Source organism: Pyrofollis japonicus (assembly GCF_033097485.1).
Taxonomy (GTDB): domain Archaea; phylum Thermoproteota; class Thermoprotei_A; order Sulfolobales; family Pyrodictiaceae; genus Pyrofollis; species Pyrofollis japonicus.
This window is the reverse complement of sequence record NZ_AP028634.1, coordinates 1,009,508-1,023,611: the sequence shown is the minus strand read 5'-3', so window position 1 is coordinate 1,023,611 and position 14,104 is coordinate 1,009,508. Positions and strand designations below refer to the sequence as shown.

At 45.6% G+C, this 14,104-nt stretch carries 14 protein-coding genes; 5 read left to right on the top strand and 9 right to left on the bottom strand.

The window, feature by feature from the left end; translation table 11 throughout:
• Window positions 1-12 precede the first annotated feature (12 nt).
• Both SBG41_RS05230 and SBG41_RS05225 read right to left on the bottom strand, forming a co-directional pair.
• Complete coding sequence (locus SBG41_RS05230; RefSeq protein WP_397470749.1) at window positions 13-342, bottom strand: YkgJ family cysteine cluster protein; 330 nt, start codon at window positions 340-342, stop codon at window positions 13-15.
• A 76-nt stretch (window positions 343-418) separates the two neighbouring features.
• Window positions 419-1,345 (bottom strand): carbohydrate kinase family protein, encoded by a 927-nt coding sequence (locus tag SBG41_RS05225; RefSeq protein WP_317894503.1) that lies wholly within the window; start codon window positions 1,343-1,345, stop codon window positions 419-421.
• A 97-nt stretch (window positions 1,346-1,442) separates the two neighbouring features.
• Here SBG41_RS05225 and metG point away from each other — a divergent pair, with 97 nt between their 5' ends.
• The 4 genes from metG (at window position 1,443) to SBG41_RS05205 (ending at window position 5,261) form a co-directional block, all read left to right on the top strand.
• Window positions 1,443-3,164, top strand: coding sequence for a methionine--tRNA ligase (gene metG, locus SBG41_RS05220; protein WP_317894502.1), 1,722 nt, complete (start codon window positions 1,443-1,445; stop codon window positions 3,162-3,164).
• A complete protein-coding gene (locus SBG41_RS05215) occupies window positions 3,158-3,601 on the top strand; it encodes a hypothetical protein (RefSeq protein WP_317894501.1) in 444 nt (147 codons plus the stop codon). Before metG ends, SBG41_RS05215 begins: the two co-directional genes overlap by 7 nt.
• A gap of 156 nt (window positions 3,602-3,757) precedes the next feature.
• Complete coding sequence (locus SBG41_RS05210) at window positions 3,758-4,678, top strand: MBL fold metallo-hydrolase (protein WP_317894500.1); 921 nt, start codon at window positions 3,758-3,760, stop codon at window positions 4,676-4,678.
• On the top strand, window positions 4,638-5,261 hold the full coding sequence (locus SBG41_RS05205; RefSeq protein WP_317894499.1) for an SAM-dependent methyltransferase: 624 nt from the start codon (window positions 4,638-4,640) through the stop codon (window positions 5,259-5,261). Before SBG41_RS05210 ends, SBG41_RS05205 begins: the two co-directional genes overlap by 41 nt.
• A 22-nt stretch (window positions 5,262-5,283) precedes the next feature.
• Here the strand turns inward: SBG41_RS05205 and SBG41_RS05200 are convergent, their stop codons facing one another.
• From SBG41_RS05200 to SBG41_RS05180, 5 genes are all read right to left on the bottom strand, one after another.
• Window positions 5,284-5,568: a hypothetical protein gene (locus SBG41_RS05200; RefSeq protein ID WP_317894498.1), complete on the bottom strand. Its 285-nt coding sequence runs from the start codon at window positions 5,566-5,568 to the stop codon at window positions 5,284-5,286.
• Window positions 5,519-7,555 carry a ribosome rescue protein RqcH gene (gene rqcH, locus SBG41_RS05195; RefSeq protein WP_317894497.1) on the bottom strand — a complete coding sequence of 679 codons (2,037 nt, stop codon included), beginning with the start codon at window positions 7,553-7,555 and terminating at the stop codon, window positions 5,519-5,521. The genes SBG41_RS05200 and rqcH overlap by 50 nt, the downstream gene beginning before the upstream one ends.
• Before the next feature lie 170 nt (window positions 7,556-7,725).
• Entirely contained in the window at window positions 7,726-7,965 is a 240-nt protein-coding gene (locus tag SBG41_RS05190) for a 30S ribosomal protein S25e (protein WP_317894496.1), read from the bottom strand.
• 156 nt (window positions 7,966-8,121) lie between these two features.
• The gene (locus tag SBG41_RS05185; RefSeq protein ID WP_317894495.1) at window positions 8,122-8,343 is read right to left on the bottom strand and encodes a DUF2250 domain-containing protein; all 222 of its coding nucleotides are present in this window, start codon (window positions 8,341-8,343) and stop codon (window positions 8,122-8,124) included.
• Between the two features lie 118 nt (window positions 8,344-8,461).
• A complete protein-coding gene (locus SBG41_RS05180) occupies window positions 8,462-9,577 on the bottom strand; it encodes a hypothetical protein (RefSeq protein ID WP_317894494.1) in 1,116 nt (371 codons plus the stop codon).
• 141 nt (window positions 9,578-9,718) lie between these two features.
• Between SBG41_RS05180 and nucS the strand changes: the two genes are divergently transcribed.
• On the top strand, window positions 9,719-10,534 hold the full coding sequence (gene nucS, locus SBG41_RS05175) for an endonuclease NucS (protein WP_317894493.1): 816 nt from the start codon (window positions 9,719-9,721) through the stop codon (window positions 10,532-10,534).
• Window positions 10,535-10,563: 29 nt separating this feature from the next.
• On the opposite strand, the gene SBG41_RS05170 is transcribed toward nucS, so the two are convergent.
• Together SBG41_RS05170 and SBG41_RS05165 are read right to left on the bottom strand one after the other, a co-directional pair.
• Window positions 10,564-12,372 (bottom strand): type II secretion system F family protein, encoded by a 1,809-nt coding sequence (locus tag SBG41_RS05170; protein WP_317894492.1) that lies wholly within the window; start codon window positions 12,370-12,372, stop codon window positions 10,564-10,566.
• 33 nt (window positions 12,373-12,405) lie between these two features.
• Window positions 12,406-14,037 (bottom strand): type II/IV secretion system ATPase subunit, encoded by a 1,632-nt coding sequence (locus SBG41_RS05165; protein ID WP_317894491.1) that lies wholly within the window; start codon window positions 14,035-14,037, stop codon window positions 12,406-12,408.
• Between the last annotated feature and the right edge of the window lie 67 nt (window positions 14,038-14,104).

Below are 14,104 nucleotides of genomic sequence, written 5' to 3'. Positions count from 1 at the left end.
TAAAAGAGCTTATTATAACACATTTTTCCCATAAATTTTCTTTATGAGCTCAATAACATATTTTTCATACTTTTTTATAAGAGTCTTCGGGATAGATCTTGCTCTAGGACAATAAGGGTCAACTACAACTCCTTTTCCAGGCGCATATACGAGCGGATAAAGTCTACATCCTACGGGTCTGTAGGCGTATATCTTACACCTTCCCGTGGATGGATCAAGGAAGAAACAGTGGCCATTAATATTGCGTAATCTGGGAATCCCGTCTGGGCCGATGACGACGAACTCTTCTCTCCTATAGCCTAGTCTTTCTATACGCTTTATGTCCTCCTCGGTAAGCGGCATTTCCGTGTCATAGCAACACTTTGCACAAAACCTTCCATCACGTAGCCGGCAATCAACCGGGAAAGCAGGAACACTGTCAATGCTTGATGTAGGTGACTTTGATGCTTCCCCCCCTGAGTCTCTCTTCGACCTCTTCTCTGCCAGGGATACTTTGCGCCCCACGCCTCTGCACCTTGAGCCCTGAAGCAATGCTTGCTGCACGTAGCGCCTCTTCCATACTATGTCCCTCAACGAAATACGTGTTAAACACTGCTATGAAGACGTCGCCAGCACCGGTTGTGTCGACGACCTCGCCTTCCTTATATGCTTCGACATCATATACACCTTCGCGGGTAATTAATGAGGCACCTTCTCCCCCTTTCTTCAGCAAAACAAACCTAAGTCTTCCACTAAGCTTTGAAGCTATTAGTGCAGGGTCTCTGCTACCAAAGATAAGGCTTGCTTCAACACGGTTAACTGCAATAAGGTCAACTCTATCAACTATCTGCTCCAACAGCGTGGGCCCATACTTCTTAGCTACACGTCCGCCGGGATCATAGGTGACGAATCTCGCGTTTATTGTAGCAGTTGCACGCGCAACTATCTCTGGCTCTCTACTAGCAACGTGTAGTATATCCGATTCAGCACCCTCGGCTTCATCGCCTCTAAGCAATGTATTTGCCCCCCTCATTGTCGCCATTGCTCGCTCGCCGCCCGGCGCTACAAGTATCACTACAATACCTGGGTCCCGATCATGGTGTACAACTACATAGTCAGTACGAATTCCACTTTTTCTCAAAGAGTCTAATAAGTAGGCTCCGAGACCACGCGCACCTAGATGCCCAACGAGGAAAGACACATGACCAAACCTTGCAACGGTCACTGCATAATTAGATGCTGCACCACCGGGGCCTATATAGAGTTCTTTCGCTGTCGTATCTTCGTCGGGTCCAGGTATGTTCTCTACGAGGACATAAATATCTAGATTTATGTTTCCAATAGATATGTGTTTATAGGTGTTCATTCCCCTAAGCCCCCAAAAATGCCCGGTAAGGCCTCTATTCATATAGAAATCTTATTACTTGCCTTGCCCGGCCATTCTCTATCCAGAGGTGCCGGCAATGGCAAAGTGGGTTGTCGCGTCAGCATGGCCATACGTTAACAACGTACCGCATCTAGGAAACCTAATAGGTTCAATACTTTCCGCTGACGTCTTTGCACGCTATCTCAGACTTAAGGGAGAAGATGTTGTATTTGTCAGCGGAAGCGATGAACACGGTACACCGATCGAAATAGAGGCAATAAAGAGAGGTGTACACCCGAAACAATTAACAGATCAGGCTCACGAATATATAACAAAGCTGTTTAAGGAGTACGGTATAAGCTTTGATAACTATACGAGGACGGAGAGCGAGACCCATAAGGAATTCGTGCGAGAATTCATGATGAAGCTCTACAACAACGGATATGTATTTACACAGGACGAGATATTACCCTATTGTCCTCGCGATAAAATGTTCCTACCAGACAGATTTGTTATCGGAACATGTCCTTACTGCGGCTACCCTAAAGCCCATGGAGACCAGTGCGATAACTGTGGTAGGCTACTACACCCAACCGAGTTAATAAATCCGAGATGCGCTATATGTGGTGGGCCAGTAGAGTTCCGTAAAAGCAAGCATTGGTTCTTCGATTTACCAAAGCTACAAGATAAACTAATGAAGTGGCTTGAAGAGAGCAACTTACCCGCCAAGGTCAAAAACTATAGCCTTAACTGGGTAAAGGAGGGGCTTAAGCCTAGGAGCATCACGCGAGACAACAAGTGGGGAATACCAGCACCATTCCCTGGGGCTGAAGGCAAAACAATCTACGTATGGTTTGATGCGCTACTGGGATATATCTCAGCAACAAAGGAGTTCGGTGAAAAGCACGGCGACCCTGATCTCTGGAAGAGGTACTGGTTTGATAAAGAGACTCGAACAGTCTACTTTATAGGCAAGGACAATATTCCATTCCACGCAATAATATTCCCAGCAATGCTTATGGCAAGTGGAGAGCCATACGTCCTCCCGTGGTATATATCTGCTACTGAGTACCTACTCTTTGAGGGCGAGCAGTTCTCAAAGAGTAGGCGTTGGGGTATTTGGATCGACGAAGCACTTGAGCTTCTGCCAGCAGATTATTGGAGGTTTGTCCTTATTAAGATAAGGCCTGAGACAAAGGACACAGACTTTACGTGGAAGGAGCTCGTGAAGATAGTTAATAAGGATATGAACGATGATATTGGCAACTTTGTGCATAGGGTGCTAAAGTTCACGGAGAGTAGATTCAAAGGGATAGTGCCAGAGCCTGGAGAATATACGGACATCGATAGAGAATATGCAGAATATGTAAAGTCTGCCTCCAGCCGAGTAGCCGAGCAATTCGAAGCTTTTAGACTCAAACAAGCACTTGAAGAGACAATAGAGCTTGCACGTAGAGGAAACCAGTACTTAAACGCCAAAGCTCCCTGGGACGCAATAAAGACTAATCCAGAAGATGCTGCAACAACAATATACATAGCAATTAACGCCGTGGCAACACTCGCCGTGCTCCTGGCACCCTTCACACCAGTATCTGCGGAAAAACTATGGCGCATGCTCAACCTGGAGGGCAGCGTACACCAAAAAGGAATTTGGAGCAAGGTTGCTAGCACTTTCATAGTAAAGCCAGGGCACAAGATAGGAAAACCTGAACCCCTCTTCAAGAAACTGCCTGCAGACTTCGAGAATAAGGCTCCAAAGCTATTAGAAGAAGCACGTAGGAAAGTAATGGAGAAGAGGCCGCCACTGCTTAGGTGGTAAACGAGAGGCCTTGGATAAACTTGGCGAAACTAATACGTATAAAGAATGGGCGTTTTTATTTCGAAAAAGCTCTTGAAGAATACATTAGAATGATCTATAGATACAATACGCTCATCCGCGAGACAGGTTACTATCTCAAACCAGTGCACATTGTAACGAAGAAGACGAACGAGGGCAAGAAGACCTACATCTACATAGGCAGGTATTGGTGGAAGATAAAATACGTTGGAAAGAGGGGGAGAACCTCAAGAATTAAATGGATATATGTAGGCAAGGAGAAGCCAGCTGAGCTCAAGGACTACCCGGATCCACCCTATCACCCGCTAGCTGGCTTAAAGGTCGTTATTGATGGAAACGATGTGCTTATTGACGAGAAAACTCTACGAAAATACCGCTGGCTTTTCGAACAATCAATTCTAGCAGGCGACTCGCAATAAGCTTGCGTGCTCCGGTACTTAGCGTAAGAATTATGCACCCTAGCATTATAGATTCAAGCAATGTACGGGGGAAGTGAGGAGCCTTCCCCTCATCAGAGCCGGATGCGATGAAGAAGATGCGGCCGCCACCGATACATAATCAATAGGCGATTAGTCTTGGTAGAGGTAAAAGTCAAGATACTTGGCGCGGACAGCTTTGGCTCAAGATCTATGGCCACGAGCTTAGAAGTTGGCGGCGTCAAGATACTTATTGATCCAGGCGTGAGTTACGCTCCTCGCAGATATGGGTTACCTCCTCATCCTGTTGAAATAGCTAGGCTGAACGAAATCAAGGAGAGAATACTAGGAGAGATCAGTGATGCAGACATAGTTATCATAACACATTATCACTATGATCATTATCTCTACAAGCCAGAGGACGTAGAGTACTATAGGGGTAAAGTACTTCTTATAAAAGACCCTTCGTCAAACATAAATGTTAGTCAGCGCATAAGGGCTCATAGACTACTTAAAACGAACAAGGTTAGCGAGATAGCAAAGTCTATTAATATTCTAGACTCTAGCACATACATTGTTGATAAAGACTTCGTAGTTGTTGGCTCACCGCCAGTCCCTCATGGTGCTGAAGGCTCCAAGCTTGGCTACGTGGTAATGGTTTTGATAAGTTGTTGCGGCGAAAAAATAGTTCATGCATCTGATGTCCAAGGCCCTATGTCCAGAAAAGCACTAGATGTCATTCTTTCTTGGAAACCATCACTCGTAATCATAAGTGGGCCTCCGACCTACTTTGCAGGAATAAAGGTTGAGGAGGACAAGGTAAACCAGGGCCTCAGCAATCTGAGAAAACTCGTGGAAAGCGTTGATACCGTTATAGTCGATCATCACTTTGCACGAGATCTAAACTATCCTTCTTACCTAGAGGAGCTAAGGAGTATTAATAAGCGGGTAATGTCGGCGGCTGAATATATGGGCTACCCTATTGAACTTCTTGAGGCACGGAGAAAAGAACTGTGGAAAAAAGAGAAAGCCGCTAATAGTGATAGAGCATCTGGAGAATCATTTCTCGAAGTGGATTAGGGCAGAATACCAGCATGCGAAAAACATCGCGGGCGAAAGACTAGTCATAACTAATCTTGGCCGGTACCTCACGGAGGCAAGAAGACACGGACTATGTGGTAATACTTGTAGTTGTTTTGGAGAGTCAGTACTTGAACTTAGGGATGTGCTTTACTCTGATCCCGGACATGTAATAATCCTTGATCCCTTTGCGGAAAAGGTCTTAGAGCCAGCAGAGGCTGCTAGGGCAGAAGCGATAGTTATAGGGGGTATTCTAGGCGATCACCCGCCCCGGGCGAGGACAAGAAAGCTTCTAACTTCGCGTGCGCCCGGTATGCGGTCAAGGAGCCTGGGCCCGTATCAGCTAAGCATTGATGGCGCCGTATACGTCGCCCTTCGTGTCATAGAGGGCGCTAATCCCTCCGATGTTCCCCTCGTACATAGGCCCCGAATAACAGTTAATCTCGGGCTAGTGGAAGTTGAAATAGAACTTCCATTCTCGTATCCAGCTGTGGATGGGAAACCACTGATATCTAGAGAGGTCGTAGAACTCTTGGCTAGAGGGTTAGGGCTGGAAGAGTATAGAGAACTAAATAGAGGATAAACAGATAAGTGTATTTTGGAGTTCAGAGCACTGAGCCGATAAAGTATCCAAGCATAAGTGCTGCAGGGCTGCTAATTATTCCAGCGGAGACAACATCGTTTCTCCCAAGTGTATCGCCACGCGGCCAAACATATATGGTGGCTATGTAGATTATCACGAATATTAGTGCTGAGACCCAGCAGAGGCTTGCGTCAAGCTTCCCCGCAATTAGGCCTAAGATAAAGCCCGAGAGCACTCTTACTAGGGCTAGCTTTGACCTAGCCATTCTCTTCTCGAAATATGTACTTAATGGGTCTTGGCGGCTCAAGCGCATCCCCCTTAGCTATGCTGAGGAGGCGTGAACGTCCAGGTATCCTCTCGCGAATGTCTTCAACACTAAGAGCACTAATTAGCTCTCGGTGTTCATCACTGGCGTTTTTGTAGAAGCGCTTCTTAAGGCTTTTTGCAAGCAGTGAGGGATCCTCGTCTCCTGGTATAAGTACCGCATAAACAAGGCTCCTCCTCTTCACAAGATACTCGGGACCAATTATTACGACTGGATAGTCATTTTCCTTTCCAACGCCTAGGGCGAGCCTAAGCTCAACACCTCGGATATAGTTGCGCTTTCCATAAACCATGAATGCTCCCTTTGAGATGTACTCGCCGGGTGGAGGAGACTTCGATACCTGGTTACCCCAAACCCAGTAAACATCTACACTTCCTACACCACTCTTCCACGCCTTTGAGTAAGCCGCTGTTAACAGTGCTGCCTCGCGGAGATCAGTCTCTGGTGGCTCATGCCCCTCTGCAAACACGACAACTGCGGGCGCGCCATGTATATCCGCGTGCATGAATATTCTACGCGGATTAAGATAACGCTTCACTATTGACTCGTTCTGGTCTGCGTCACGCCCACCTATGGCTAAGAATCCATTACTGGTAACAAGCCAGTGATACCTCTCATACCATTCTTTTCTCCTGATCTTCGCCCTTGCTTCAACCCTTATGCTTTTCTGCAACGCGTCAAGTTCTTTCAACTTCCTTTCGAGCTCTTCTACTGCCTTCCTTCCGCGCTCAACTTTTGCACGAATTTCGCCAACGCGTTTATACAGGTCCACGACTAGTTGACTTGGATCGCTACGAATATCGATATCAACGACAATGCCGTTTATGTTTACAAGTATTTTTCCTTCTGAGGGCCTAACATCCACAACGCCTGGACAATTCCCGGGAATATACTCCCAGCCAGCTGTTTCTCGGTAGCGCCTAGCACATTCTAGTGCTTCGTAGAGAAGCGATATGTTTTCAGCAATAAGCTGCGCCTTCTTCTCAGCTTTCTCCATCTTAGCTTTAAGTTCTTCAAGGCTCCTCCTCGCCTTCTCAAGCGATGAGAGAAGCTTTGCCCTCTCGGCTTCAACACGGCTTGCTTTCTTCTCCTCTTCCACTGCTTTAAGTATTTCAACGAAATACTCGTCTGCCGCATCGCTAAAGCTGCTAAACTCCTCAACTCCGAAACCATAATACTCAACAAGCATTCTTGGCTTAAAAGGCACAATAGTTAATGGGGCATTATTGTCATATACTATATAGCCTCTTGAACTCAGCGACTCAGTATAGATTTCCCTAAAACTCTCTACAAGATCATCTACAACTTTAGCGACCTCAATACAACTTGTATCAGGCGATAAGCCTACACGTAATAATGCCTCCTCTACAGCCTCGCCGGGATACCCAAGCAGTCTGACCAAGAATCTAACAGCATTACACTCATTGTCCTTTTCTGCTGCCGCTAAACCTGATAGCACATGTTCTTTACTTAGCTCTGCAGGCGATATACTACTGCTTGGAGGAGGCTGGTACCGCACGCCGCGCCTTATTTCCCTATCCTTTAGCTTCATAGCGGTATTTACTTGGATAATGATTCCATTCTCATCGAGTAATGCTATAATGCCCCGAGGAAGCACCTCAACTATGAGGCGATAAACCTGGTCGCCTTTTTTAAACACGAATTCAACGATTCTATCAAAATCAAGTTGTTGGACACCATCCAGTACAAGTCCTCTCAGATACTTTCTTAGCCCCATTATGAAGGGGGGCGGCATCGATTTCTCGGCAATGTCGTATCGAGTTAAATGAACACGTTCTCCGGGCACTGCAACGACCCGAGCATCAACACCGCCGCCCTTGAATCGAAGCATAAGACCCTTTCCATAAGCATATATATTGTTTAAGCGTACACTCCTTAGCCTCGTATTAAGCTCATTTACAACTGCAACTATATCGAAACTCGTCATTGATTTCTTCTGCTTTATCAAGGCCCTTGTTCCCTACGAGGTGTCTCGTAAGCTAGTATGGCACAAGTTCTAGACAATGCATGGGAGCCGCGATGCTACACGTATAGACAGATTCTACACATAATGGCTAAAAGAAGGTACATGCATCTATTTTCCGTATAGCTAGACGCAATGCTTAAAGAAAAGCAGTTTTACTTAGACGCTTTCTTCACGAGATATATTGCTGCACGACGATTAGGCGCATAGAGCTCAACGAGGCCTTCTCTTTCAAGCCTCTTGAGGACTTTCTTAGCAAGGCTTACTGTCATGTTGTACTTTTCTGCAAGCATGTAAGGTGTGAGGTATTTTTCTCTTCGAATATCTCTGGTTATCCGTTTATACAAATCCTCTGGGACGTAGGCCGTATATTCCCTCGCCGACCTTTCCGCCATCCCGCTACCCCGCATCAAGAGGGCTTCTAGAAAACATAGTATTAAAGGTTAATGCACAATATTCGGACTGCTTGCGTGAAACCGTATTGGGAGAATACAAAAACCACGTAAGGGCAAAACAATGTAGCAAGACGCCATGTCAGCTTCTGTTCGCCGCTAGCCAGCTATCTTTTCTCCTTCCTCGGTAAGCTTGTAGACGCCTTCTTCAACTCTCTCAACAAGCCCGAGACGGACTAGTTTTCTCATCTTGGCTGCCACTCTTCGGGCATCAAGGCCTGCCTGTGCAGCTATTTCTTTAGGCCTAGTGGGCTTTCCTATTGCCTTCATAGCGCGCAGTATCGCCATGTCAATCTCATCTAGTTCTGAGCGAGTCGCCATATCTTTCTCACCCCCTGGTCACCGCTTATACTATCCTCAATTAAAATAATACAATGCACTAGGTTTTAAGTATTTTATAAAGTGATAATAGTATCTTTGAACAAGATCGTTAAAGCTTTTATTTATTCCGGGATTTGTTTTTAGACAATCTATAGATCTTTTTCAAGTTTTTATAATATGCTTGAAGAGGGCTTCTGGTACCGCATTCTGCCTTACAAATTCCGAGCGTTTTCATTTTTTCACAACTATAAACTAGGTACTTCTTACCTGAGCCCCGAAGTCCTGCCAAGTGTTCGACTTGGTATCTAGTTATTTTTTCGTTGAAATCTGGCATGTTTCTAAATAGGTCTACAACCGTCTCTATATCAGCACCGATGTTTAGCATGAATGTTGCAAGGGCAAAGCGTTCGTGATGGCTGAGGTTCTCCCCACGTCTTGCACGTTCAACTAGGTCAGATATGCAGGGTGGAAAAGCTTCCTCCATTACAACGCCTCTAGGAATGGAAATTGCGCCCTTGCTGTCTATCCTTGGCTTATATCTTTCTGCGAGAACCTTGCGTAAGGCATCAATGTGCTCTCTTATTTTCTCTTTGATCTGATACGCTGTTTTCGATGCAATATTCGCAACATAGTTTTCAATATACAGCGTTATGGCTTCTTTAGCTAATCGTGCCACCTGGTCTTTTTTGAGAAAGACATAACCGCGCAGAACGGGAAGGTTGACCGGCTTCCATGCAGGGTCGCCGATGAGCCTACGTGCAAACGTAACATACTCTGCAAATCTTACAGAGTAGTCGTATATATCGTAGACTATTATGCCTCTCACAAGGCCTATAGGCGACTTATAGAGGCCCTTGCGGTACTGTAGTGTAGAGATACCAACTAGTCTGGCTATATGCGCTAGAACTTCGTCTCTTTCATCTTTTAGGCCATTGTATGCCCTATCGGCTTCTGCTAGCGCGAATCTGGATGAAAGCCATTTATCTCTTATAGCTGCGACCATAGCTGCCGCATAATGGAATACCAGGATTTCTTCATCGGGTTGCTCGAGCGGTTTAGTGCTGTGCCCCGACTTGATTATTTTCTCAACACGCGATCTTGCGAGGTCAAGGAAATCGTTCTTAATCTCGGCGAGCTTTGCTAAATCGAGCCCGTATCGACGGTAAGCAACCTCGCCAGCATCAGCTAGGAACGGATAAAGCCTTAGGTCAACTATTGCAGCAGCAGTACTCATTGTTACCAGCCCTACAGCTAGCTAGCTGTAAGAGTGCTAAAACAAAAAGCAAAGCCACTACATACTATCTCAGATACGGTATTAGCGTAAATAGACTTATGGCATATGAGATTAGTCTCCTATCCTAGAGGGATGAAAAGGGTGGATCATCAGCCAAGCATAGATATTAGGCTTTACCCCGAGCCCAAAGAAGCCTACGAATTTCTAAAAGACGCCATTAAGCAAAAAGACACCGTATTACTGCTTGCATCGTGTAGTGTTGAATACGAGGGCAGAGGCGCAAGCAGGCTTGGACAGGGCGATAGATTAGTTATAATAAAGCGTGACGGGGCAGTATTAGTTCATAGACCGACGGGTTACTCTCCAGTTAACTGGCAACCCGAGAGCCATGTAATAAATATAGACATGGATAAGGATATAATGATAGTTAGAAGTATAAGGAAGAGGCCGAAAGAGATACTGACTATTTTCATTCATAAGGTATACCTCGTTGCCAGAGCCAAGGAGCTCATTGACGACGCCGATTTCATAGAGTATCTAGATGAAAGAGAGATCTCTGATTACATAGCGGAAAACCCCGACATAATCGAGGAAGGTTTGCACGTGATTTCACGTGAGCGCCGTATAGGAGAAGGCTACGCAGACATAATTGCGAGAGACAAGAAAGGCAACTATGTGGTCATAGAGGTTAAGAGAGTTACCGCCACAAAGGATGCCGTCAAACAATTATTTAGTTACGTCGAAGAGCTTCGGAAGGCAAATCCTAATGCACCTGTAAGAGGCATTCTCGTTGCACCTTCAGCTACGAAGGATGCAGTGATTCTTGCTCAAAGCCTTGGTCTCGAATTCAAACAAATAGACATAGTAAGGATATACCGGGATATAAGGAGCAAAAAGAGGCCAAGAGCTTCAAAATCTCTACTAGAGTATTTTGGCGGAACTAGAAAGGAGAAATAACTTGCATAGTTGCTGAGACTCATTGTTGCTTATCCAGGAGGCGCTGATGGGGCAAAGGATGGCGCCATGTTTATGACGGCTAGTAGCGAGAGCAACGTCAGTACCGTAAGCAGCGACGCATGGAAGAATCCAGAAGCGAGGCTCTGATCCTGTATCTTGCCTGCTACAAGGCCACTTAGCCAAGCATTGACTATGGAGCCTAGTGAAGCTATCAGTAGCAACATGTTAATGGTTTCAGGCGAGATTCTTGCCTGGTATGCGGCCCCGCCTATGACTACATTGCTCACTGCTTGCGACAGCATTAGAAGAGTAAGAACGCTTGACACAGCTACAAGTATAGCACCAAAGTACGGCATAACTATGTAGGGTCTCAGTCTCTTTCTTAGGGATTCATGTATATCTATTAGGCTTGCAATAAACCGCGCGATAGCATCTATTGTCGTCGCAGAGCCGCCGCCAACGTCTATCGCGTCAACAAGGAACCTCATACTTACTCTAAGTATCCAGCTAGTATAGCCTCTAAGTGCCCTACGTGCAGCTCTCTCTATGTGGAGACCGATTGAAACTGCGCCAGCTATTCTCTTAACAATGTTGTTTAGCTCACCATAGTTCCTCTTCGCTAAAACGATGAGGCTTTTCTCGGGGCTAAGTCCTGTCCTTCTTATCTCCGAGAGATCCCTAAAGAAGGAGGAAACAGCGCGCAGTACAGCCCTCTCTCTTCTCACTCTTCTCACAAACACTATGCCTGGGATAATAGATGTTGTAAATAGCCCTGCAGCTAATGACGAGGTTAGCCAGATTATAGTGCTCCTTGTAATCTTGTTTGTTAGGACATCGCTAAGCGCACCAGTAAGGCTAAACATGATACCGGTGACGAGAAAACCCGCCACACCAGATACCAGTAAATATGCGTAGGGCTCACGTATTCCCTCTTGTCCAGGTATAAGGCTATCAAGCATTGAAATTATTGCCGCTGTTATTGCCGGAAGAGCTACAAAGGTGTATAACATTATACCGTTAATGCCTGCAAAGCCGCCTCCTCCTCCAACAAGGCCGCTCACAATAAAGAAGATGTAGAAAGACAGCGTGCCAAGAATAGCTACTGCAGCATAAGCCTCTACGACAAGACCTACTTTTTCTGCACGGTTTCTCAAATCCTCCATGCGGGCTGCAAAGACTTCTTGCGTCCTTATCTCCAAGTAATGACGCACATCTCCACCAGTCCTTATAGTAGTAAGGTAGCCGAGCATGAAGTCACGGTAAAGCCTTGAGGGATGAGTGGCTGCGTTCTTCTCAAGGGCTGTAAGAATATCTTTTCCAAAGATTTTTACATCTCTTAGTATCCTTAGGGCTTCCTTGCGCAGAGCCTTAAAAACTTTGAGATTGGCTAAACGCTCTATTACCTTCTCAGGTGCAACACCTGCATAGGCCATTGCGGTCATGTAAGCCGCGAAAAATGGGAACTCTTTGTCCACAGCATCTGCTCGTGACGAGGCCTTTATACTTGGATAGGCAAGTCCTACACTGAACAAGATTAAAGGCACTAAGAACGATACCAACAACATGATGACTTTTGCTATCAGTGACTCAGCTACGAGGAGAACAATTATATCAGTTATACCCAGCACTATGCTTAAGATGAGTATTGCGAACAACAGTCGTGCGACATAGAGAGTTGGGAAGACAGTAAGCCCTGCCTTCTCTATTTCCTCGCTGAGCCTAAACCGTTTGACTATAGCCTCTGCTTGTTTCCGAAACAGCAGAAGCGCTACACTATCAAATATGAGAAGTAACGATGTAGTACTTTTTATCTCGCCCACAGCCTTGCTGTCCGACAAGCTCTAACCACCTAGTATTGGCGCAACTCGCTCCTAGCCTGGATTACTGGGCCCTAGCTCGTTGACGACGCGCTGGTAGATTCTTTCGGGCTCAAGATAGTACTCCCTAATAATACGGGCAACTTCCTTATAACCTCTAAGCCCTTTCAGCCTCATCCACTCCATTACCGTTGCTCGCCTATCTAGCTCTTCATATATTTGTTCAATGTCCCAGCCACGTAACTCGGCTATGAGCTTTAAGAGCCCACTCTTTTCGAGGAATAAGTTGTGTTCATCCTCTTTTGGATCCCATTTATGCACATCAACAAAGGTATCCGCATCGGCTATTTCCCATGTGTTTGTTATTCTTCTCGTTACAATAGGTTTTCCTGTCCTCTTATCTATCATCTCTACCCTTCTGATGAGGGCAGCAAAGTTCATTAGGGGTATATAACCCTTCGGTATGTTCATTGGCGGGCTCGTAAGCCTCTTAATTGCTGCATCTATGTTCTCGGCGTGCAGGGTCGTCATTCCGCCGTGCCCAGTGGCCATTGCCTGGAATAATACATACGCTTCCTCACCACGGACTTCTCCGACAACAATTATGTCTGGTCTGTATCTTAGACTTATACGTACAAGATCGTAAAGCGTGATTTCACCTATACGCTCTCCGCCAAGACCATAGCTCATTCGGGGAACAAGTTGCGTCCAGTTCTCAAGCGGTAGCCTGAGCTCCGGTGTATCTTCAATGGTTACAACCTTGACTGACGGCTTCAACATTGTGAGAAGAGCGTTAAGGGATGTGGTTTTACCTGAGCCCGTCACACCCATTATCATTCCAGGACGCTTAAACTCCATGAGCAACCAATAGTATGCGGCTAGGCGCGGGCTCAAGGTCCCAAATTCAAGCAAATCAACAATTGTTAGAGGTTCCTCGCGGAACTTTCTAATAGTGAATGTTGAACCAGAGGTTGACACCTCTCTACGGTAAGTTGCGGCCAGTCGATGACCGCCTGGCAGTATAGCGTCTACTACTGGAAAAGCTACTGAAACGTGTTTTCCAGCCATATGGGCCAGCTTTATAACAAGGTTGTCAAGCTCGTCCTCGTCCGAGAATATCAAAGATGTGGGTATGTACTCGTAGCGCGAGTGCCAAACATAGACTGGCTTGCGCACACCGCTACATGAAATATCTTCTACAAAGGGATCCTTCATAAGCGGGTCGATAGGACCGAAACCCACAGCATCTCTAAGTACATAATAGAGTATCTTGCTCCAAGATATACCAGGGGTTCTCCCCATTCTTATCTGGAAAGTATTTACAATTCTTTTTGCCTCAGCAGTAAAATAGGAGACAATCTCCTTATCGGAAGGAGGGGGTTCTAGTTCCCAATAAAGTATGTCCATTATTTGTTCATAGACCTCCTTTTCTTTGGGAGAAAGAGGAACTTCATCGATATAGTAGATTATTTCGCTTGTTTTCTTGTGCTGCAATATGCGTGCGTAGGCCCAGGGTTCTTCAAGAGGATACGACTCTAACTCTTTATAATCTCTGTAGCTTATCATAATCGAAGTAACATGTTCTGCTTTTTCAATTTTCTCAACAGGTATCTTGTGTTCTTCGCTATCCTCGGTCTTTGCCTTTTTGTGTTTTCTGAGCCGTATTTTTCCTAAATTTATATTCAATCGTATTTTTGGCACCTAGATCCCCGGAATATTTTGCTGCATTACTCTAAGAACCTTTGCTAGGCTC

Bases quoted from the DNA above. Each gene is read 5' to 3' on its own strand.
- SBG41_RS05230 (WP_397470749.1), bottom strand. From the start codon at position 342: ATGCCGCTTACCGAGGAGGACATAAAGCGTATAGAAAGACTAGGCTAT.
- SBG41_RS05190 (WP_317894496.1), bottom strand. From the start codon at position 7,965: ATGGCGGAAAGGTCGGCGAGGGAATATACGGCCTACGTCCCAGAGGAT.
- metG (WP_317894502.1), top strand. From the start codon at position 1,443: ATGGCAAAGTGGGTTGTCGCGTCAGCATGGCCATACGTTAACAACGTA.
- SBG41_RS05185 (WP_317894495.1), bottom strand. From the start codon at position 8,343: ATGGCGACTCGCTCAGAACTAGATGAGATTGACATGGCGATACTGCGC.
- SBG41_RS05180 (WP_317894494.1), bottom strand. From the start codon at position 9,577: ATGAGTACTGCTGCTGCAATAGTTGACCTAAGGCTTTATCCGTTCCTA.
- SBG41_RS05225 (WP_317894503.1), bottom strand. From the start codon at position 1,345: ATGAACACCTATAAACACATATCTATTGGAAACATAAATCTAGATATT.